The following is a 19,715-nucleotide window of genomic DNA, read 5'->3' as shown; positions in this document are numbered from 1 at the left end:
CCGCGGCGAGTGGGACCTTCCGCCCGCGGTGACCTAGCGTTGTGTCATGGACGTGATCGGTGGGGGAGTTCTCGTGGCTGCGGCCGCGACACTCTGGATCGCGTACCTGCTGCCGAGCTGGCTGCGCCGGCGGCAGTATCTCGCCACCGAGCGCAACGCGGTGCGCCTGCAGCAGACCCTGCGCATCCTCGCCGAGACGGCTGAGATGCCCGAGCCGGTGCGCCTCGAGGCGACCGCGCGCGAAGTGGCGACGCAGCAGCGCCTCCTGCACGAGCACGAGACGACCGCCCGACTCGAGGCCGAAGCCGCCGAACACCTCGCGATCGCCGAACGCCGCGTCGCAGAGGGAGCAGCGGATGCCGCGCGCGAGCTCGCCGCGGAAGCGATCGCCGCGCATCCCGTGACCGAACCCATCGCGGTGGTCACGCCCGAGAGCGCCGCTGCTGCGCGTCGAGCCCTGCGCCGGAAGCGCGCCCTCTGCTCGCTCTCGCTCCTCGCCTCACTCGTCGTCGCCGTCGTGGGCCTCATCGCCGCGGCGTTCGGCGGTTCGCTCCTGGTGCCTGCCGCCGGTGGCCTCGGAATGGTGCTCGGTTTCTCGGGCATCGTGCGACTCGCGAAGCGTCAGGTGGCCCGTGCCGTCGCCCCTGTCGCCGTCGAGCGCGAGACCGTGTCGTTCGAGCCGATCGAGCTGGCCAAAGAGCCCGCGCCGGCCGAAGGGTGGACGCCGCAACCGCTGCCGCGTCCCCTGCACCTCTCCCGCGGCACGATCGCCGCGACGGCGATGGCATCGATCGAAGCCGCCGCCGAGCTGAAGCGGTCGGCGACCGAGGCCGAGCTCACCCGCCGTTCGGCCGAGCTCGAGCCCGAGGTGCCCGACATCACGCCGGCGGCCGCGCCTGCGCCGGCAGCGGCATCCGGCGCTGAGCGCACTGAAAGCAGGTCAGGGCAGTCAGTGCGCCGTGCACCCGAGCCCGCGAATCCGTACGCCGGCATGGGCATCGTCGGCGACGCGAAGCCCGCCTTCGAAGACCTCGACGCGGTGCTCCGCCGTCGTCGGCAGGCCGGGTGACGCAGCGGGTCGTCACGACGGGCGCTGTCCGAACCAGCCGCCGGGAAATGATAGGCTCTTTCTCGCTCGGGCCCATGGCGCAGTTGGTAGCGCGTCTCGTTCGCAATGAGAAGGTCGGGGGTTCGAATCCCCCTGGGTCCACCGAGTGAAACGCCCGAGATCGTGAAGATCTCGGGCGTTTCGTCGTCTCAGGCACCCGCTGTTCGCGAGTCGAGTGCGTCGACGGGCGTGCCCTCCGGCAGCGGCGCCTCGCCGATGCCGGTGATCGACGTGAGGGTCGGATGGCCCCGATCGAGCAGTGCCGCATCGCTGCCGGGCTCGTGCTCGGCGTCGGTATCCGCGACGGTCATCCGCACCTCGCCCTCGCCGTGCTCGGTCGCGGTCGTCTGCACGATACCGAACGTGGCCAGGGTCGCAGCCAGTACCGGCCGGTCGGCCGCGTCTGGATCGTTCGGCACGTTGAGGTTCAGCACCGTGCCCCGGGGGCTTGCAAGCAGTGCAGGCAGCACCGAGCGGGCGAGTCGCGCGGCGACGTCCCAGTGACACGTCAGCGGGTGCATGCCGACGTCGAGCGACACCGCGAGTCCGCGGGCTCCGTTCGCGCCGCCCGTGAGCGCAGCCCCGACGGTGCCGGAGTGGAGCACCGCGCGCCCGACATTGGCACCCCGGTTCACTCCCGAGAGCACGGCGTCGGGCGGTGCTCCGAATGCGCCGTGCGCGGCGATCAGCGCGATGAGCGCCGGCGCGGCACGCACCGCGAAGCACGGCACGCTGAGTCCCTCGATCTCGCGCGGCTCCATGTGGATGCGGCCGTCGGACTCGGCTCCGAGGATCGACGCGCTGCTGCCGCTCGATTGGTGAGCCGGCCCTGCCACCACGACATCGAGTCCCTCGGCGATCGCGCTCGCGGCGAGTGCGTGGAGTCCGGGCGAGTCGATCCCGTCGTCGTTCGTGATGAGCACCCTCATGTGCGATCGACCTCCACTCGAGCGGCGAGGTCGTCGGGCGAGAGCCGGCCGCCGTTGTCGATGCCGAGCTCCCGCACCTCGACGTCCTTGCTGAGACGGCGGATCGCCTGACCGTCGCCCGTTCCGAGGCCATGGCGGGTCACGTTGAGCGCGCCTGCCGCGGCACCGAGCGCCACCGCATCGCGCAGGGACTGCCCCTGGGCGAGTGCGGCGGCCACTGCCGCGGTGAACGAATCGCCCGCTCCGCTGGAATCCACCTCTTCCATCACGGGGACGTGCACCGAGACCGCGGTGTCGCCCTCGACGAGCAGCGTGGGGTGGCCGGCGCGCGTGACGACGACGCTGTGCGCGCCCTTCGTCTTGAGGTGCAGTGCTGCCGCGATGAGCGAATCCGTCGAGGTGTCGGTCACCGCGCCCGATTCGAGCAGTTCGCTGTCGCTCACCTTCGCGAGCCGTACCATGCCGGCGAGCGCTGCGGCGAGCCTCGACCCTGCGAGGTCGACGATGACGAGACGGCCGGCGGCATGGAGGTCGGAAGCGAGGCGACGGTAGACATCGTCGGGCAGCACCTCCTCTTCGCCGGATGGGCCGCTCAGCAGCACGAGGTCCGCGTCCATCGCCTCTCGGAGGGTGATCGCGTAGAGCTCGTCGAGATCATGGCGCGACAGTGGGTCGCCGGGGAGCTCGGCTACGGCGGTGCGTTCACCGCTTCGGCGGTCGTGCACGTAGGCGGCTCCGCGTCCCTCTCTTCGGACCGCCTGCACGGTGATGCCCTCGTCCTCGAGCAGATGCTGGACGACGCGACCTGATTCACCGGTGAGTGCGGCGCACAGCGTGACCGTGCAATCGAGTGTGCGCAGCATCCGTGCTTGCCATACGCCTTGGCCACCGGCATGGAGGTGCAGGTCGGTGCCGCTCGCGTCTCCTTCGAGCGTGACCGTCAAGAGCGGTGACGGGGCGAAGATCATGACATTGGGCATGAGAATCCTCTCCTCGTGTTCGACGCTACGACGACCTGCGGCGCCTCCGCTACGGGTATCGGTTCGAACCGCTGGGGGAATATGATTCGGCCGGTCCGAGCACTCCCGCGTCGTTCAGGCCCGTCTTCGTGCGGGCGTAGGGTGGAGACGATGACCGAGTCGCCGCTCACGCAGGAGATCCCGCTCACCCCCCAGAAGCGCTGGCGCGCGTACTGGGTCTGCGTCGCCGTGGCGGCACTCACCATCCTCGACCTCTCGAAGGTCAACGTCGCGCTGCCCTCGATCGAAGAGGCATTCGGGTCGACCTCGACCGAGCTGCAGCTCATCGTGTCGGGCTATGTGCTCACCTTCGGGCTCACCCTCGTGCCCGCCGGTCGCGTCGGCGACCAGCGTTCGCGCCGCAACCTGTTCGTGATCGGCCTCACGCTCTTCACGATCACGAGCCTCGCGTGCGCAGTCGCCCCGAACTCCGCGGTGCTGCTCGTCGCCCGGCTGCTGCAGGGCGTCGCGGCCGGCATCCAGATGCCGCAAGTGATCGGGCTCATCCAGCAGCTCTTCCAGGGCCCTGAGCGAGGCAAGGCCTTCGGGCTCTTCGGTGCGACCATCGGCATCGCGACCGCGTTCGGCCCGACCCTCGGCGGACTCGCGATCGCCATCGGCGGTCCCGAAGACGGATGGCGCGGCATCTTCTGGATGAACGTGCCCCTCTCGATCGTGGCCATCGTGTTCGCACTCCGGCTGATCCCCGAGACCCGAACGAGGTCCTCGCGACCGCTCTCGCTCGACCCGATCGGCGTGCTGCTCTTCGGGGTCACCGTGGTGGCGCTCATGTGGCCATTCCTCTTCACGACGGGTTCGCCCTCCGACAACCCCGACCGATGGTGGCTGCTCGTGGTGTTCGTGCTCGGGGTCACGGGCTTCATCGCGTGGGAGCGGCACTACGCGGCATCCGGAAGGCATCCGCTCGTTCCCCTCTCGCTGTTCAGCGTGAGTTCGTTCCGCAACGGCACCGTGCTCGCGAGCGTGTTCTTCGCGGCGATGCCGTCATCGTTCCTGCTCACGACGCTCTACCTGCAGCACGGCCTCGGCATCGCGCCGGTGTTCGCCGGCATGGTGAGCATCGGCTACGCGCTCATGAGCGCCGTCTCATCGTGGATGGGCGGCAACCTCGTGAACCGGCTGGGCCGTCCGCTCGTGGTGTGGGGCCTTGCGATCCTCCTGGCGGGCACGGGCCTGCTCGTGCTCGCGGCACTCGTCACGCCGCCGGCCATGACGCCGTGGGCGATGGCTGCGGCGATGGTCATCGGCGGCTTCGGCACCGGGCTCGTGATCTCGCCGAACCAGACCCTCACGCTCACCGACATCCCGGTCAAGCAGGGCGGGCTCGCCGGCTCGGTCGGCCAGCTCGGCCAGCGCATCGGCACGGCGGTCGGCACCGCAGTGACGCTCTCGCTCTTCTACTCGACGATCTACCGCGAGAACGGTAGTGAAGAGGGCGCGGATCTCGGGGTCTACCACGACGCTTACGGGGTCGGCATGCTCGCGGTCGCGATCTTCGTGGCGGTCGCGCTCGCGGTGGGCATCGCCGACCTCGGCGCGCGCCGCCGGCAGCGTCGCTCGCTCGCCTGATCGTTCGATCGAGCGGATGCCGCGGCAGCACGCCGCCTCAGCGGATCGCCAGGATTCGCCCCCGCTCGTCTTTGGCGAAGTGCTCGATCGCCGCACGAAGGGCGACGCGCGGCATCGTCGGTGCGTGACGTTCGACATACGAGGTGAGTCGCGCCGCGTCGAGGTCGCCGGCGGCGCGGAGCACCCACCCCAGCGCGTTCTGCACGAACGGCTCGGGATCCTCGGCGAGCAGCTCGGCGAGCGCATACGCATCGTCGAGCTCGCCTCGTTTAGGAACGCGAAGGTCGCCACGAGCGCAGTGCGTCGCTCGGGCCAGAAGCCGGATGCCGCGAGGCGGTAGAGGGGCGATCGGCCGCGGTCGACCAGGCGGCGGCCCACGACGTCGCGCGCCGCGAGATCTACGAGGTCCCACTGGTCGATACGGTCGTGCCTGCGCAGATAGAGGTCGTAGAGCTCGGCGCGCCGGTCCTCGGGAGTCTTCGCGCGGGCCGCCGCCTTGCCCATGATGCTGCACGCGAGTGCGCGCACCTCGTGGGCGGGTTGCTCGAGCAACGCCTCGAGCTCGGAGCCGGGCAGTTCGAGCGCCGTCTTGGCGACTTCGAACACCGCACCCATCCGGACGCCGAGGAACGGGGCATCGGGATCGGGTGCGAAGTAGCGAGTGTATTTCTGTCGCTCTTCGTCGTTCGCCATCGCCTCGAGCGTCGCGATGAGCATTGCGGCATCCGTCACCGGCCCAGCGTACGACCGCGGCACCATCGCGGGGAAGCGTGCTGCCCGATCGGCCTCGCCGCCGTCAGGCCGCGAGATGCGCTGCGGGGGCCAGCAAGCCGATGAGCTCGGTCGCCGAGAGCTCCCGACCGAAGGCGGGGTGACCGGGCTCGAGCGCCCGGCCGTTGGCGAGGGGCCCGCCGTCGACGGCGTCGAAGCCGATGGCGTCGATGAGGCGGGCGATCACCGCGCGCGCCTCCTCGTCGTCGCCGACGACCGCGAGCGCACGGCGGAGCGGCGCGCCCGGGGGCAGGCTGTCGTCCTCCATCTCGTGGTAGCCGAGGTGATTGAACGACTTCACGACGCGAGCGCGGGGGTTGCGGGCGGCGTTCAGCTCGCTCGTGGAACGCGGGTCGTCGTCGACCTCGGCGATGTTGCCGTCGACGGGCGGCCAGTAGTTCATGGCGTCGACGACGATGCGGTCGTCGAATTCGTGCCACGGCACGGAGGCGGCCTTGCCGAACGGCACGGAGACGATGATGACGTCGGCGCGCGCGGCGAGCTCATGCGGCGTCGCGACGACGGCGCCGGGAGCGACGACGCCGACGAGCAGGTCGAGCGCGGTCTGGCGGGGTGAACCGGCGATGAGCACCTGGTGCCCGGATGCCACGAACAATCGTGCGAGCGCGGTTCCCACCTTGCCCGCACCGATGATGCCGATGACCGGCCGGTCCGTCACGTCGAGCACTCCATTCCCTTCGAGTCTGCTCCGATCGATGCCGTTCTGCTCGGATCGATGCGTTGACATCAAGAACGCACCGCGCGGTGACCGCATTCCCGCGCGGGTGCGCCGCGGCATCCGTCGCACCTCACCGGCGCGCGGAGGGTGGTCGGCGCGCCCTGCGGGGAATAGTCTCTGCCTTGCAGGGGTTCCGCTTGAACATGCGTACGTATGGAGACGCGGAGATGGAGCAGGGGATGCCGCAGCACTACGAATTCGGTCTCGACACGTTCGGCGACGTAACGTCGGGCCCCACCGGGGAGCACCTGCCACACGCGCAGGTGCTCCGCAACGTCGTCGAGGAGGCCGTGCTCGCCGACCGGCTCGGTCTCGACTTCTTCGGCATCGGCGAGCATCACCGTGAGGATTTCGCGGTCTCGGCGCCCGAGGTCGTGCTCGGCGCGATCGCCGGCCGAACGGAGCGCATCCACCTCGGCTCCGCCGTCACGGTGCTGAGCTCCGATGATCCGGTGCGTGTCTTCCAGCGGTTCGCGACGCTCGACGCACTCTCAAGAGGCCGCGCCGAGGTGATCCTCGGGCGCGGTTCGTTCACCGAGTCGTTCCCGCTCTTCGGCTTCGCGCTCAACCAGTACCAGGAGCTGTTCGAGGAGAAGCTCAACCTCTTCTCCGAGCTGCTGAGCCAGCAGCCCGTCACGTGGACCGGCGAGCTGCGTCCGCCGCTCACCGGGCAGCGCGTGTACCCGCCGGTGGAGCACGGCACGCTGCGCACGTGGATCGGCGTCGGCGGCAGCCCCGAGTCGGTCGTGCGCGCGGCGCACTACGGATTGCCCCTCGTGCTCGCGATCATCGGGGGCAGCCCCGCCCGGTTCGCTCCGCTCGCCGACCTCTACCGCCGCGCCCTCGAGCAGTTCGGTCATCCGCTCCAGCCGGTCGCCGTGCACTCGCCGGGCTTCATCGCCGACACCGATCGTGAGGCGCTCGACACGCTGTGGCCGCACTACAAGGTCATCATCGATCGCATCGGCCGCGAGCGCGGCTGGGGTGCCGTGACACGCGAGCACTTCGAGGCCGAGGCGGGGCCGAACGGTGCCCTCTACGCCGGTTCGCCTGAGACCGTGGCCCAGAAGATCGCTGCAGCGATGCGCGCGATCGGTGCGAGCCGCTTCGACCTCAAGTACTCGAACGGCACGCTGCCGCACGAGGCGATGATGGGCAGCATCGAGCGCTATGCGAGCGAGGTCGTGCCGCGGGTGCGCGAGCTCCTCGCGGTGGCCGACGACGCCGACGACGAGCTCGAGGCGGTCGCTCGAGGCGATCGAGCGGATGCCGCGGCCGCAGCGGAGCATCCCGCCGAGTAGCCCTCGGCCCACGGCGCTCCGGCGTCGGGGTCGGCGGGGTCGCGCCGCGATCAGGCCGTCGCGCGCGCCCGGCGTCGCAGGACCGCGGCACGGAACCACGCCGCATCCGGCATGCGGGCCAGAAACGTGCCCGCGATGATCGTGATGAGCACGTAGCCCGCGGCGAGCGGGGCGAGTGCGGGCGCGACGCCGGCGCCGACCGCGAGTCCGGCGATCACGATCGAGAACTCTCCGCGCGGGGTGAGGGAGAAGCCGGCGCGCCATTGGCCGAGCGTGCCGACGCCCGCTCGGCGGGCGGCGTAGGCACCAGTGATGAGCTTGGTCACGATCGTGACGGCCGCGAGGGCGAGGGCGGGCAGGAGCATGGAGATGAGATCGGCCCAGTCGGTCGTGAGCCCGAAGAAGACGAAGAAGATCGCGGCGAAGAGGTCGCGCAAGGGGGTCAGCACCTGGCTCGCGTTCGTCGCCACCCGCCCCGACAGGGCGATGCCGACGAGGAACGCCCCGACCGCCGCCGAGACGTTCACCTCGGCGGCGATGCCGGCGACGAGCATGGTGAGGCCGAGTACGCCCAGCAGGAGCGGCTCGTGTTCATCGGCCGGGAAGGCGCGCGACACGATGTGCCCGTGCCGGAGGGCGATGTAGAGGATGAGCGTCACGACGCCGACGGCGATGGCAACCGTGATCGCTCCCTCGAGGAGAGCGGCCCCCACGACGATCGCCGAGAGCACCGGCAGGTAGAAGGCCATCGCGAGGTCTTCGATCACCAGTATCGCGAGGATCGCCGGCGTCTCACGGTTGGAGAGGCGACCGAGATCGCGGAGGAGCTTCGCGACGACCCCCGACGACGACACCCACGTCACGCCCGCCAGGGCGACCGCGGCAATGGGCCCCCAGCCGAGCAGGAGTGCGAACGCCGCTCCGGGAAGCGCGTTCAGGGCGAAATCGACGAGCCCGGCGCTGCGGACCGAACGAAGGCTCCCGACGAGCTCGGGAGCCGTGTATTCGAGGCCGAGCAGCACGAGCAGCAGGATGACGCCGATCTCGGCACCCGTTTGGAAGAACTCCTCGCTCGCGGCGAGCGGCACGAAGCCGCCGTTGCCGAACGCGAGGCCGAGCACCAGGTAGAACGGGATCGGCGAGATGCCCGTGAACACGGCGACTCGTCCGAGAATGCTCATGCCGAGGAGCAGCGCGCCGACTTCGATGAGGAGCAGCGTGGTCTCGTGCATGCCCGCCGCCTCAGCCTGGGCCGTTGGAGAGCAGTCGTGCTACTCCGTCGAGTCCTTCACGGGTCCCGACGCCAACGATGACGTCGCCCGCGCGCAGCGGCTCTGCCGGCGTGGGGGAGGGGATGATGGCGCCGTCGCGCACGATGGCGACGATCGATGCGTGCGTTCGCGTGCGCGCCTTCGTCGCGCCGAGGGTGCGATTCAGGTACGGCGAGTCGGTCGGCAGCGCGATCTGCTCGGTGTAGAGCCCCGCGGTCTCATCGCTCAGGCTCGTGAGGCGGCTCAGCATGACGGACGCGCCGAGCACGTCGGCGAGGGCCGCGGCCTCATCGTCGCTCAGGGGGATGGAGTCGCGGCAGGCGTCGGGGTCGTCGACGTCGAAGATCCCGAGGTCGCGCTCGCCATCGCGATGCGAGACCACGCTGATGCGACGACCGCGTTCGGTGACGAGATCGTGGCGAACACCGATCCCGGGCAGATCGACCTTCTCGATGTGAATACCCACGGATCCAAACTACCAGCGTTGGGAGGGTGCGACGCCGAGCGCGTTCAGCGATCCGCCACAGCGCTCGTGCGCATCTGGAGCACCGGAGTGCCACCGTCGTCGGAGAATTCGAACGAGACCCGCACCTCGCCGAGTTCGGCGAGGGAACCGGCGTGCGTGCCCCCACACGGGATGCGCGCCGTGCCGCCGGGAAGCTCGCACACCCACGAGCGGCGGTCGGTGAGGCCGTCGCCTGACCCGTCGCGTTCGACCCATACGGCTGCGCCGGATTCTGCCCACTCGGCGAGCGTCGCCTCGACGGATGCCGCGAGCTCGTCGAGCGCCCCGTCGAGACCCGCCGCATCGAATCCGGCGCGGCGCAGGGACTTGTTCAGGCGGTAGCGGTCGACGGATCCGTCGGGCCGGATGCGGCTCGTGTCGATCGCGATGCCGTCGAAGTCGGGATCGCCGAGCGCGTCGGTGCGGGCGGGCTTCGACCAGCGCCCGGCGAGGGCGTGGTTGAGGGCGAGCGAGGCGACGTGGCACGCCGTGTGCCCGATCGAGAGCGAGCGACGCACCGCGGCATCCGCTTCGATGTCGACCTCATCGCCTTCGGCGATGGCGGCGCCCTCGTCGAGGAGGTGGGCGACGACGAACGCCCAGCCCTCGGTGCCCTTGCGCACCGGGACGTCGGCGCCGAGGAACAACTCGGCGCCGTCGCTCGCGGCGACCACGGCATCGAGCACGGGGAAGGCCGTGCCGCCGGCGCGGATCACGCCGGTGTCGGCAGGCTGGTCGGGCCACGCGGCATCGACCGGGTGGAAGCTCGTGACGTCGGTGATCACGGCGAGACGCCCCTCGCCCGCGGCGGCAACGTGCAGTACCCGGGCTCGCGCCTCGACGGCGCCATCGGGATAGGTGACGCGCGTGTCGCGCGTGGGCAACGTCATCGAGCGGTCAGACGCCGTCGCCGCGCCCGAGGATGGTCGCCGGAATCGCCACCGCGAGGGTGACGCACATGATGCCCGCGAAGAACGCGATCGCCTGGATGCCGGTCAGTTCGGGCGCCGTTCCCATCAGCCACATGCCGATGACGAAGAGCCCCATGGCGATGAAGAATGCGACGACGTTCACAACGACCTCCAAGTGCTGGTGCGACGCTCGCCGCGCCCGCCAGTCTAGCGGCCGGCCTCGGAGCCCGGCAGGGTCAGCCGTCGAGCGGCCCGAGCCACGCGTTCGCCACGGTGGAGTGCGCCGACTCGTCGTCGGAGGGGTGGAAGACGCCGGCGAGCACGTCGCGGTAGAGCCGGCCGAGTTCGGAGCCGGCGAAGTACGTCGACCCTCCTGACGCGCGAACCGCCTGGTCGACGACGTGCTTCGCCGTCTCGGTCGCGCGCACCTTCACGCCGACGAGCTTGGCGAACCACATGGGGCCGTGGTCGACGAGCTCGTCGAGGTCGCGGGCGAGCTGGAGGAGCTGCGGCTCGATCGCATCCTGGGCGATCGCGGCATCCGCGATGCGCCAGCGGATGTCGGGATCCTGCGAGAGCGGCCTGCCGTCGTGTTTCATCGACGTGCGCCGGTGAGCCGAGGCGACCGCGAGGTCGAGCGCCCTCGCGCCGATGCCCGCGTAGACCGCGGCGAGCAGCAGCTCGAAGCTCGCGAAGATGCCGAACACGAGCGGGTCGGCGTTCGGACCGGGGTCGAGTCGGCGCACGATGCGATCGGATGCCGCGAACGCGCCGTCGAGCACGGTCGTGCGGCTCTGGCTCGCGCGCATGCCCATCGTGTCCCAGTCGTCGAGGACGCGTACACCGGGTTCGTCGCGCTCGATGAACCCGTAGACGATCTTCGGCGCGTCTGCTGAGGTGGAGTCGAGGCCCATCGTGCCGAGCCGGGTCCATGCGGGCGAGAGGGAGGTGAAGATCTTCCGCCCCGAGTACCGATAGCCGCCTTCGGCTTGCGGCTCGGCCGTCGTGCGAGATCCGAAGAGCATGAGGTCGTTGCCGGCCTCGCTGATGCCGAAGCCGAAGATCTCGCCCCGTCCGGCCTCGCGCAACAGGAAGTCGAGGGTGTCGTCGCCGCGATCGCCGAGCACCTTCGCGACCCCCGTCCACACGAGGTGCATGTTCACCGCGAGCGCGGTGGCGGGCGCCGCGCCGGCGAGCCGCATCTGCGCGCGCACCGCGTCGGCGAGGCTCCACCCGAGGCCGCCGTGCTCGACCGGCACGAGGGCGGTGAGATAGCCCGCCGCTCGGAGTTCGGCGAGGTCTTCGGTGAAGAAGGCGTTGTCACGGTCGTAGCCTGCCGCGCGCTCGCGGATGCCCTCGAGCAGGTCGTCGTGCAGCAGGGTCTCGGGCGTCGCGCTCACGTCGCCAGACTACGCCCCGACGGTGTCGCCGGCCGAGGGAGGCACGGGCGCCTCCGGGCGGCCGCGGGAACCTCGTCGACGGCGAGTCGAGAGGAGCACCACGCCGATGACGATCGCCGCCAGGATGGCCAGTACGAGCAGCCACGGCAGCATCACGCCGATCGCGATGCCGAGCGTGGAGACGAAGGCGACCAGGGCGGTCCACCCCGCGACGAGCCCGCTCCAGAAGTCGTCGGGCGCGGGATCGGGTGCGACCTCCTCGGTCACGAGTTCGAGCGAGATCGTCGAGTAGTCCACCTGGTCGACGAGCCAGTCGCGCTGCTGCGTCAGGCTGTCGAGCTCGGACTGGCGCGTCGTGAGCTCCGACTCGATTGCGATGAGGTCGGCGATCGACGTGGCCTCCGCCAGGAGCTGGCGCAGTCGCGCGGTCGACGCCGAGAGCGCGTCGATGCGTGCGTCGAGGTCTTTGCGCTGCTGCTCGACATTCGACGATTCTTGCGAAACCGAGTTCACGGTGCCGAGCCCGCGCAGCTCGTCGAGCACGGCTTCGAGCTTGTCTGATGGCACACGGAGCACGAGCGAGGCGTGCGGCGGCTGGGTGTCGGTGCCCGGCGTTTCGGTGCGACTGTCGACCCGGCCACCGGCCTGCTCCACGAGGTCGGCCGCCTCCTCGGCGGACTCGACCGGATCGTCGACCGTGATCGACACGTTGCCGGTCGTGATCATGCTGTCGCGACCCGCCTCGGCGTCGAACTCGGACGTGGCGACGCCGTCGTTCGACTCGGGCGCAGCAGGAGCCACCTCGCCTGACGGTGCCTCGACGGCTGGTTCACCTCCAGCACCGCTCGTGTCCGCTCCCGACGAGCAGCCGGCGAGGAGCACAGCGAGAATCGCGGCCGTTGCCGCCACAGGTGCGAGTCGTCTCATGCGCTCACTGTATTCCCGGGCGGGAATCGGATGTCTGGACCCGCGCTGGGAGTCCGGTCACGATCGGATTGCGCTTCGCTGTGAGTCGTCGAACGGCCCCAACGTTCCACTTGAGCCGTGCGTTCAGCGTGGTCGTTCGCGGCCGCCCTGCGGTGTGCCGATCAGTCGTCGTCGGGGTCTCGACCCGTGCGCTCACCGGTCTCGAGCGTCGCGATCGCAGCGAGATCGCGGGCGTCGAGCGCGAAGCCGAACACGTCGAGGTTCTCGCGGATGCGCGTGGCCGACGACGCCTTCGGAATCACCGCGTTGCCCAGCTGCACGTGCCACCGCAGCACGATCTGCGCCGGGGTTCGGCCGTGCTTCGCGGCGAGCTCGTCGAGCAGCGGCGTTCCGAGCACACGCCCGCGGGCGAGCGGCGACCAGGCCTCGGTGCAGATGCCGTGCGCCGCGTCGAACGCGCGCAGCTGCGATTGCGGCAGCCACGGATGCAGCTCCACCTGGTTCACGACCGGCGCGGCGCCCGTCTCGCCGACGATCCGCTCGAGGTGGTGAGGATGGAAGTTCGCGACCCCGATCGACCGCACGCGCCCCTCCTGCTGCAAGCTGACGAGCGCACGCCACGTCTCGACGTAGCGGTCGGTCGAGGGCACCGGCCAGTGGATCAGGTAGAGGTCGAGCGACTCGAGCCCGAGCCGGGCCATCGAGTCGTCGAACGCCCGCAGCGTCTCGTCGTAGCCGTTGTCGTCCTTCCACACCTTGCTCGTCACGAAGAGCTCCTCGCGCGGCACGGGCGCGGCGCGCACCGCCTCGCCGACCTCGCGCTCATTGCCGTAGAACGCCGCGGTGTCGAGGTGGCGATATCCGAGTGCGATCGCGTCGAGGCTGAGGCGCGCGGCATCCGTCGGCGGCACCTTGTAGAGGCCGTATCCGAGCTGAGGGATGCTGTTGCCGTCGGCGAGCGGCAGCAACGGCGCGACGGGAAGGGAAGGCTGCGACATCCGTGCTCCTGGGTCAGCTGGGGGTGACGGGCACCGGTTCGGTGTCGGGGATGGGGCTCGCGTCACGGCCGCGGAGGTCGGGATGCCAGCGTCGGGCGAGCACGGGCACGAGCACGCCGACGAACGCGAGCACGCCCGCGGCCCAGAAGGCGCCGACCGGGCCGTAGCCGTCGATGAGGAAGCCCGCGAGGGCCGAGCCGAGCGCCGCGCCGATGAGCTGGCCGGTGCCGACCCATCCGTAGGCCTCGGCGGTGTCGGAGAACTTCACGCTCGCCGAGACGATCGCGAAGAGCACGGCGAGCGCCGGGGCGATGCCGATGCCGGCGATGAAGAGGGTGACGGCGAGCCACCAGAAGTCCATCGAGAACGCGGCGAGCGCGGTGCCGGCGAACACGATGAACATGCGCCGGGCGGTCGACCACGGGCCCGATCGGCACGTGACCGAGGAAGAGCCCGCCGGCCAGGCTGCCGATCGAGAAGATTCCGAGCACGATGCCCGCGTTCGCGCCGTCGTGCCCGAAGACGGCCACGACGCCGGCCTCGATTGCCGCGGCCGCGCCGATGAGGAGGAAGCCGACGACCGTCGCGAGCAGGACCGGCGGTCGCGTGAGCACGACGCCGAGGCGGCGCTTCGAGCGCGGGATGCGCACCCGCCCGAGTTCGGGCGAGGCGATGAACCAGGTGCCGCCCCCGATCATGATCGCCGCGGCGAGGAGGATTCCCCACTCGGTGCCGATCTGCGTCGAGACGAACGTGGTCACGACCGGCCCGACGACCCAGATGATCTCCTGCGCCGAGGCGTCGAGTGAGAACAGCGGCGTGAGTTGCCGGGAGTTCACCATCTTCGGGTAGATCGTGCGCACGGCCGGCTGCACCGGAGGGGTCGAGAGCCCTGCCGCGAATCCGATCGCCATGTAGAGGGGCACCGTGAGCGGCAGCACCGCGATGGCGACCACGGCCGCGACGCACACGAGCAGCGTGGTGACGAGTACCGGTCGCATGCCGAGTTGGCCCATGAGGCGGCTCGTGAGCGGGCCGGCGATGGCCTGGCCGATCGAGGTCGCCGCGAGCACGAGGCCGGCAGCCCCGTAGGAGCCGGTCTGCTGCTCGACATGCAGGAGGAATGCAAGTGAGAGCATGCCCGAGGGGAACCGTGCCGCGAGCTGGGCGGCGATGATGCGTGCAACGCCCGAGGTCTTGAGCAGTTCGGAGTAGCTTCCCACAGTCCGACCACTCTATCGACGCGGATGCCGCGCAGTACGCGGGTTTCACCCGAGGTGGGCCGCCCGTGCTGCGCCCCGACGGCCGCGCGGCGCCCGAGCGGCGAGCAGTCAGCTCGCGAGCACCTTGGCGATGCGCTGCGGCGACACCGTCTCGGCCGTGCGGAGCTCTTGAGCGAAGAGTCCCACCCGCAGCTCCTCGATCATCCAGCGCGCGCGCACGAGATGCTCGGGCGCCTCAGGGTCGATCGGCATCGTGCCGCCGGCGGCTTCGAAGGTCGCGAGCGGCCCATCGAGTTGGTTCATCGCCTGGCGGTCGCGACCGGGGTTCTCGACGAGCTTGCGCACGCGCACGGCGATCGCCTCGAGGTAGCGTGGCAGATGCCGCAGACGCTCGAGGCCCGTGGCCGAGACGAAGCCGGGCGTGATGAGCCCGCCGAGCTGCTGTCGGGCATCGCCGAGTGCCGACATCAGCTGGATGCTCGCCGCTCGCGAGATCGCGCGGTCGGCGTCGCGCGACGCTGTGAGGATGCGCGCCACGAGCGCCACCGTCTCGAACATCCGCTCCATGATGGTCGCGGCGACGGCATCGCGCACGGCGTCGAACTCGGCTCGCGTGCGCAGCAGCCCGTCGGCGTGACGGCTGCGCAGTTCGGCTTCGACGCACGCCGCGAGGCAGTCGTCGAGCAGTGCGCGGGTGCTGGCATACGGGCTTGCGGCGAGCGACAGCTTCTCCTCGTTCGAAAGATGCTCCTGTACATAGGCGACGGGCGACGGCGTGGCCAGCACGAGCAGGCGACGGATGCCGCGGCGCGACGCCCGATCGCGTTCCTCGACGGTCGCGACGAGGCGCAGCGCCACCGATGAGCCCGCGTCGACGAGCGCCGGGTAGGCGCGGATGACGTTGCCGGCCTGCCGGGTGTCGAGGTGCGCCGGAAGCTCGTCCCACTCCCACGACGTGATGCCCGCGCGCTCGAAGCCCGCGGCTGCACGCCCGTCGTCGGCACCGGAGCCGGCATCGCCGGCGCCGACCGCACGTGCCCCGGGCGCTCGCCCGGCCGCGGCGACGGGCTCGCCCTTGGGCGCCGGCGCCGCGGCGCCGACCGCCTTCGCGACGGCGGCGCGCGTCTGCCCGGCGAGTCGCTCCTGCAGCTCCCGCAGGTCTTTCGAGCTGCCGAGAGCACGACCGCGCTCGTCGACGGCGCGGAACGAGATGCGCAGGTGCGTCGGCACCCGATCGAGGTCGAAGTCCGATGGATCGACCGGGGCGAAGGTGAGCCGGCGGATCGCCTGCGCGATCACGGCGGCGAACGGCTCGCGGGCGGTGCCCGATTCGGGGCCGTCGGGCAGCTCGGCCGAGATCCTGTTCGCCCACTCCGCCGCGGGCACGACCTGACGGCGCAGCACCTTCGGCAACGTGCGCAGCATCGCCGTGATGAGCTCGTCGCGCAGGCCCGGCACCTGCCAGTCGAACCCGATCGGCTCGAGGCGCGCGAGCAGCACGAGGGGCACGAGCACGGTGACGCCGTCGTCCTCGGCACCGGGTTCGAAGCGGTAGCGCAGCGAGAGCGTCTGGTCGCCCTGCCGCCAGCGGTCGGGGAATCCGGCGCGGTCGTCGGTGGGCGCGTCCTCGCCGAGCACGTCGGCCGCCGACATCGTGAGCAGGTCGGGCCGGTCGCGATGCTCGCCGCGCCACCAGCGTTCGAACGACCGCGTGTCGGCGACATCCGCCGGCACCCTCGACTCGTAGAACGAGACGACGGCTTCGTCGCCGGCGAGGATGTCGCGCCGCCGGGTGCGCTCCTCGACCTCGCCGAGCTCTCGGCGGAGCTCGCGGTTCGTGCGCAGGAACGCGAAGAGCCGCTTGTCGAGGCTGTTCGTGTCCCAGTCCTCCTCGACGAGCGCGTGACGGATGAAGAGCTCGCGGGCGAGCTCGGGGTCGACGCGGGAGAGCTGCAGGCGCCGCTTCGCGACGATCGGCACACCGAAGAGCGTGACCTTCTCATCGGCGACCGCTGCGCCCTGCCGTCGCTCCCAGCGCGGCTCGCTGAAGCTGCGCTTGGCGAGGGGCCCGGCGAGCTGCTCCGCCCAGGCAGGGTCGATCGCCGCGTTCGTACGGGCGAAGAGCCGGCTCGTCTCGACGAGCTCGGCGCTCATCACGGCGGCCGGCGGCTTCTTCGCGAGGGCGGACCCGGGGAACAGCATGAAGCGCGCGTTCCGGGCGCCGAGGAACTCGGCAGCCGGGCGCCGGCCGCGCTGCTGCTGTTCTCGGGTCGAGCCTGCGCCGCCGCGGCCGCTGCCCGTTCGGGAGTCGTCGCGAAGCCCGATGTGCGAGAGCAGGCCGGCGAGGAGCGCGCGATGGATGCCGTCGGGATTCACCTTCGGATCGCCGAGGTGCAACCCGAGCGGCTTCGCGAGCCGCACGAGCTGGCGGTAGAGGTCCTGCCACTCGCGCACGCGCAGGTAGTTCAGGAACTCGGACTTGCACATGCGACGGAACGCACTGCCAGAGAGCTCGCGCTGCTGCTCCTCGAGGTGATTCCAGAGATTCAGCAGCGTGAGGAAGTCGCTCGTAGGGTCGACGAACCGGGCGTGGAAGCCGTCGGCCTGCTCACGCTTGTCGAGCGGCCGCTCCCGGGGGTCCTGGATCGTGAGCCCAGCGACGATCGCGAGCACCTCGCGGCTGACCCCCTGCGCCTTCGACTCGAGCACCATGCGCGCGAACCGCGGCTCGATCGGCAGGCGAGCGAGCTGCCGGCCGATGCGGGTGAGCTGCGGCCCGTCGCCCGTCGCCGTCTCGTCGAGTGCGCCGAGCTCCTTCAGGAGGTCGAGGCCGTCGCGGATGCCGCGCGAGTCGGGTGGCGTGAGGAACGGGAAGTCCTCGATCGCGCCGAGCCCGAGCGAGGCCATCTGCAGGATGACCGCGGCGAGGTTCGTGCGCAGCACCTCGGGATCGGTGAACTCGGGCCGCCGCTCGAAATCCTCTTCGGAGTAGAGGCGGATCGCGATGCCGTCGCTCGTGCGACCCGACCGGCCCGAGCGCTGGCTCCCCGAGGCCTGCGAGATCGCCTCGATCGGCAGTCGCTGCACCTTCGAGCGCACCGAGTACCGGCTGATGCGAGCCGTTCCGGCATCGACGACGTAGCGGATGCCGGGCACGGTCAGGCTCGTCTCGGCCACGTTCGTCGCCAGCACCACGCGCCGCCGCAGCCCGGCGATCTTCGACGGCTCGAACACCCGGTGCTGGTCGGCGGAGGAGAGTCGCCCGTAGAGCGGCAGCACCTCGGTCTCGCCCGATCGGCCGCCCGCGCGGTTGTAGTGTGCCCGCACTGCGGCCTCGGCGTCGCGGATCTCGCTCTCACCCGAGAGGAAGACGAGCACGTCGCCGGATGACTCGCGCTCGAGCTCGTCGAGAGCCTCGAGGATGCCGCGCTGCACGTCCTTGTCCTCGGCCGCGGCGCCCTCGTCGTCGTCGGCATCGCCGGCACCCGTCTCGGCGACGAGCGGACGGTAGCGGATCTCGACCGGATAGGTGCGACCCGACACCTTGATGACGGGAGCCGGGTTGCCCGCAGCATCCGCGAAGTGCTTCGCGAAGCTCTCGGGGTCGATCGTCGCGCTCGTGACGATGACCTTGAGGTCGGGCCGCCGGGGCAGCAGGCGCTTCAGGTAGCCGAGGAGGAAGTCGATGTTGAGGCTGCGCTCGTGGGCCTCGTCGATGATGATCGTGTCGTAGCGGCGGAGCTCGCGGTCGCGGTGGATCTCGTTGAGCAGGATCCCGTCGGTCATCACCTTGATGCGCGTCGACTCGCTCACCCGATCGGTGAACCGCACCTGGTAGCCGACGAGGCCGCCGAGCTCGGTGCCGAGCTCGTCGGTGATGCGCTCGGCGATCGTGCGAGCAGCGATGCGGCGCGGCTGCGTGTGCGCGATCGACTCGCGGCCGAGCTCGAGGCAGATCTTCGGCAGCTGCGTCGTCTTTCCCGACCCCGTCGCTCCGGCCACGATCACGACCTGGTGGTCGCGCAGGGCGCGCGCGATCTCCTCTCGCTGGCCGGAGACCGGCAGCTCTGGGGGATAGGTGATCGTGGGAAGCACAGCCCTCCATCGTATGCGGTGAGCGCGGCGATGCGACCCGGCGTGGTAGAACTCGTTCATGTCGACGGATGTCGCAGCACCCGCCGAGGCGACGACGCCTCGCGCTCCGGCGGTCACGGTCCTCCTCGGCCTGCCGCTCCTCCGTGTCGCACTCGTCGCGCTCGCGGCCGTCATCACGTCGCTGCTGCTCCTCGCAGCGGGGGAGCGCTCGTCCTTCCCGCCGTCGCTGCTCTTCGGTGCGGCGATCATGCTGCCGGTCAACGTGGTCTCGCTCGTGCTCGTCCGGCGCGCGCTGCACCGGGCTGGGCTCCGGGCGCGCGACCTCATCGATTTCTCGTGGCGCCGGCTCGGCGTCGACGTCGCGTGGGGGCTGCTGTGGCTCTCGGCGCTCTCGCTCCCGTTCGCGCTCACGATCATGGGCATGATGTTCGCCCTTCACGGCGGCGCGGCCTTCGAGCGGTTCGACACGGTCTTCTACGACGAGGCGGCGACGCCGACGCTCCCCCGAGCGCTGATCGCGGCGCTCGCGATCGTCTCCGTCCTCACGTTCGCCCCCCTCAATGCGCCCGCCGAGGAACTCGTCTATCGGGGGTACTCGCAAGGCGGACTGGTGCGTCGCTGGCCGGCCGCGGTGGCGGTGCTCGTACCGGCGATCGTCTTCGCCGTGCAGCACGTCTTCTACGCCGCGACTCCCGGCGCGGTGCCCGTGTACCTCGTCGCCTATCTCGTCTGGGGCGTCGGCTCCGGACTCATCGTGTTGTGGCAGCGCCGCCTGATGCCGATCATCGTCGCCCATTTCCTCGTGAACCTCATGACGAGCGCACCCGCCCTCGTCCTCACGTTCCTGCCCGAGGAGGCGTTCGTCCGCTGAGATCGGCGGGCACGCATCGGTGTCGAACGGGCGCAGCGTCACGATTCGCGAGGAGCG

Annotated in this window: 15 protein-coding genes, 1 tRNA gene and 2 pseudogenes; 5 read left to right on the top strand and 13 right to left on the bottom strand. The window is 70.6% G+C overall.

Annotated features, from left to right (window positions below; translation table 11 throughout):
* Window positions 1-46 precede the first annotated feature (46 nt).
* Together QFZ29_RS11785 and QFZ29_RS11780 are read left to right on the top strand one after the other, a co-directional pair.
* Entirely contained in the window at window positions 47-1,069 is a 1,023-nt protein-coding gene (locus tag QFZ29_RS11785) for a hypothetical protein (protein WP_306894287.1), read from the top strand.
* 68 nt (window positions 1,070-1,137) lie between these two features.
* Window positions 1,138-1,210, top strand: a tRNA-Ala gene (locus tag QFZ29_RS11780).
* Between the two features lie 47 nt (window positions 1,211-1,257).
* On the opposite strand, the gene surE is transcribed toward QFZ29_RS11780, so the two are convergent.
* Complete coding sequence (surE, locus tag QFZ29_RS11775; RefSeq protein WP_306894286.1) at window positions 1,258-2,037, bottom strand: 5'/3'-nucleotidase SurE; 780 nt, start codon at window positions 2,035-2,037, stop codon at window positions 1,258-1,260.
* A complete protein-coding gene (locus QFZ29_RS11770) occupies window positions 2,034-3,017 on the bottom strand; it encodes a PfkB family carbohydrate kinase (RefSeq protein WP_306894285.1) in 984 nt (327 codons plus the stop codon). Before QFZ29_RS11770 ends, surE begins: the two co-directional genes overlap by 4 nt.
* Before the next feature lie 150 nt (window positions 3,018-3,167).
* Between QFZ29_RS11770 and QFZ29_RS11765 the strand changes: the two genes are divergently transcribed.
* Window positions 3,168-4,646, top strand: a complete 1,479-nt coding sequence (locus QFZ29_RS11765; protein ID WP_306894284.1) for an MFS transporter — start codon at window positions 3,168-3,170, stop codon at window positions 4,644-4,646.
* Window positions 4,647-4,683: 37 nt separating this feature from the next.
* On the opposite strand, the pseudogene QFZ29_RS20415 reads toward QFZ29_RS11765, so the two are convergent.
* Both QFZ29_RS20415 and QFZ29_RS11755 read right to left on the bottom strand, forming a co-directional pair.
* Window positions 4,684-5,339: pseudogene (locus QFZ29_RS20415) on the bottom strand (DNA alkylation repair protein).
* 103 nt (window positions 5,340-5,442) lie between these two features.
* A complete protein-coding gene (locus tag QFZ29_RS11755; RefSeq protein WP_306894282.1) occupies window positions 5,443-6,105 on the bottom strand; it encodes an NADPH-dependent F420 reductase in 663 nt (220 codons plus the stop codon).
* A gap of 230 nt (window positions 6,106-6,335) precedes the next feature.
* Between QFZ29_RS11755 and QFZ29_RS11750 the strand changes: the two genes are divergently transcribed.
* Complete coding sequence (locus QFZ29_RS11750) at window positions 6,336-7,457, top strand: LLM class flavin-dependent oxidoreductase (protein WP_306894281.1); 1,122 nt, start codon at window positions 6,336-6,338, stop codon at window positions 7,455-7,457.
* Between the two features lie 50 nt (window positions 7,458-7,507).
* Here the strand turns inward: QFZ29_RS11750 and QFZ29_RS11745 are convergent, their stop codons facing one another.
* The 9 genes and pseudogenes from QFZ29_RS11745 to hrpA form a co-directional block, all read right to left on the bottom strand.
* Window positions 7,508-8,689 (bottom strand): cation:proton antiporter, encoded by a 1,182-nt coding sequence (locus QFZ29_RS11745; RefSeq protein WP_306894280.1) that lies wholly within the window; start codon window positions 8,687-8,689, stop codon window positions 7,508-7,510.
* A 10-nt stretch (window positions 8,690-8,699) separates the two neighbouring features.
* A complete protein-coding gene (locus QFZ29_RS11740; RefSeq protein ID WP_306894279.1) occupies window positions 8,700-9,194 on the bottom strand; it encodes a cation:proton antiporter regulatory subunit in 495 nt (164 codons plus the stop codon).
* Window positions 9,195-9,238: 44 nt separating this feature from the next.
* Window positions 9,239-10,123 (bottom strand): metal-dependent hydrolase, encoded by an 885-nt coding sequence (locus QFZ29_RS11735; protein ID WP_306894278.1) that lies wholly within the window; start codon window positions 10,121-10,123, stop codon window positions 9,239-9,241.
* A gap of 7 nt (window positions 10,124-10,130) precedes the next feature.
* A complete protein-coding gene (locus QFZ29_RS11730) occupies window positions 10,131-10,307 on the bottom strand; it encodes a hypothetical protein (protein WP_306894277.1) in 177 nt (58 codons plus the stop codon).
* Window positions 10,308-10,380: 73 nt separating this feature from the next.
* A complete protein-coding gene (locus QFZ29_RS11725; protein ID WP_306894276.1) occupies window positions 10,381-11,544 on the bottom strand; it encodes an acyl-CoA dehydrogenase family protein in 1,164 nt (387 codons plus the stop codon).
* 9 nt (window positions 11,545-11,553) lie between these two features.
* On the bottom strand, window positions 11,554-12,471 hold the full coding sequence (locus QFZ29_RS11720; RefSeq protein WP_306894275.1) for a DUF4349 domain-containing protein: 918 nt from the start codon (window positions 12,469-12,471) through the stop codon (window positions 11,554-11,556).
* A gap of 161 nt (window positions 12,472-12,632) precedes the next feature.
* Entirely contained in the window at window positions 12,633-13,469 is an 837-nt protein-coding gene (locus QFZ29_RS11715; protein WP_306894274.1) for an aldo/keto reductase, read from the bottom strand.
* 13 nt (window positions 13,470-13,482) lie between these two features.
* Window positions 13,483-14,692 (bottom strand): annotated as a pseudogene (locus QFZ29_RS11710) (MFS transporter).
* Window positions 14,693-14,800: 108 nt separating this feature from the next.
* On the bottom strand, window positions 14,801-18,847 hold the full coding sequence (gene hrpA, locus QFZ29_RS11705; protein ID WP_373426271.1) for an ATP-dependent RNA helicase HrpA: 4,047 nt from the start codon (window positions 18,845-18,847) through the stop codon (window positions 14,801-14,803).
* Here hrpA and QFZ29_RS11700 point away from each other — a divergent pair.
* Window positions 18,846-19,658: a CPBP family intramembrane glutamic endopeptidase gene (locus tag QFZ29_RS11700; protein WP_306894272.1), complete on the top strand. Its 813-nt coding sequence runs from the start codon at window positions 18,846-18,848 to the stop codon at window positions 19,656-19,658. The genes hrpA and QFZ29_RS11700 overlap by 2 nt on opposite strands.
* The last annotated feature ends 57 nt before the right edge of the window (window positions 19,659-19,715 follow it).

Source organism: Agromyces albus, from assembly GCF_030815405.1.
In the GTDB taxonomy this organism is placed as follows: domain Bacteria; phylum Actinomycetota; class Actinomycetes; order Actinomycetales; family Microbacteriaceae; genus Agromyces; species Agromyces albus_A.
This window is presented reverse-complemented; position numbering and strand designations above follow the sequence as displayed.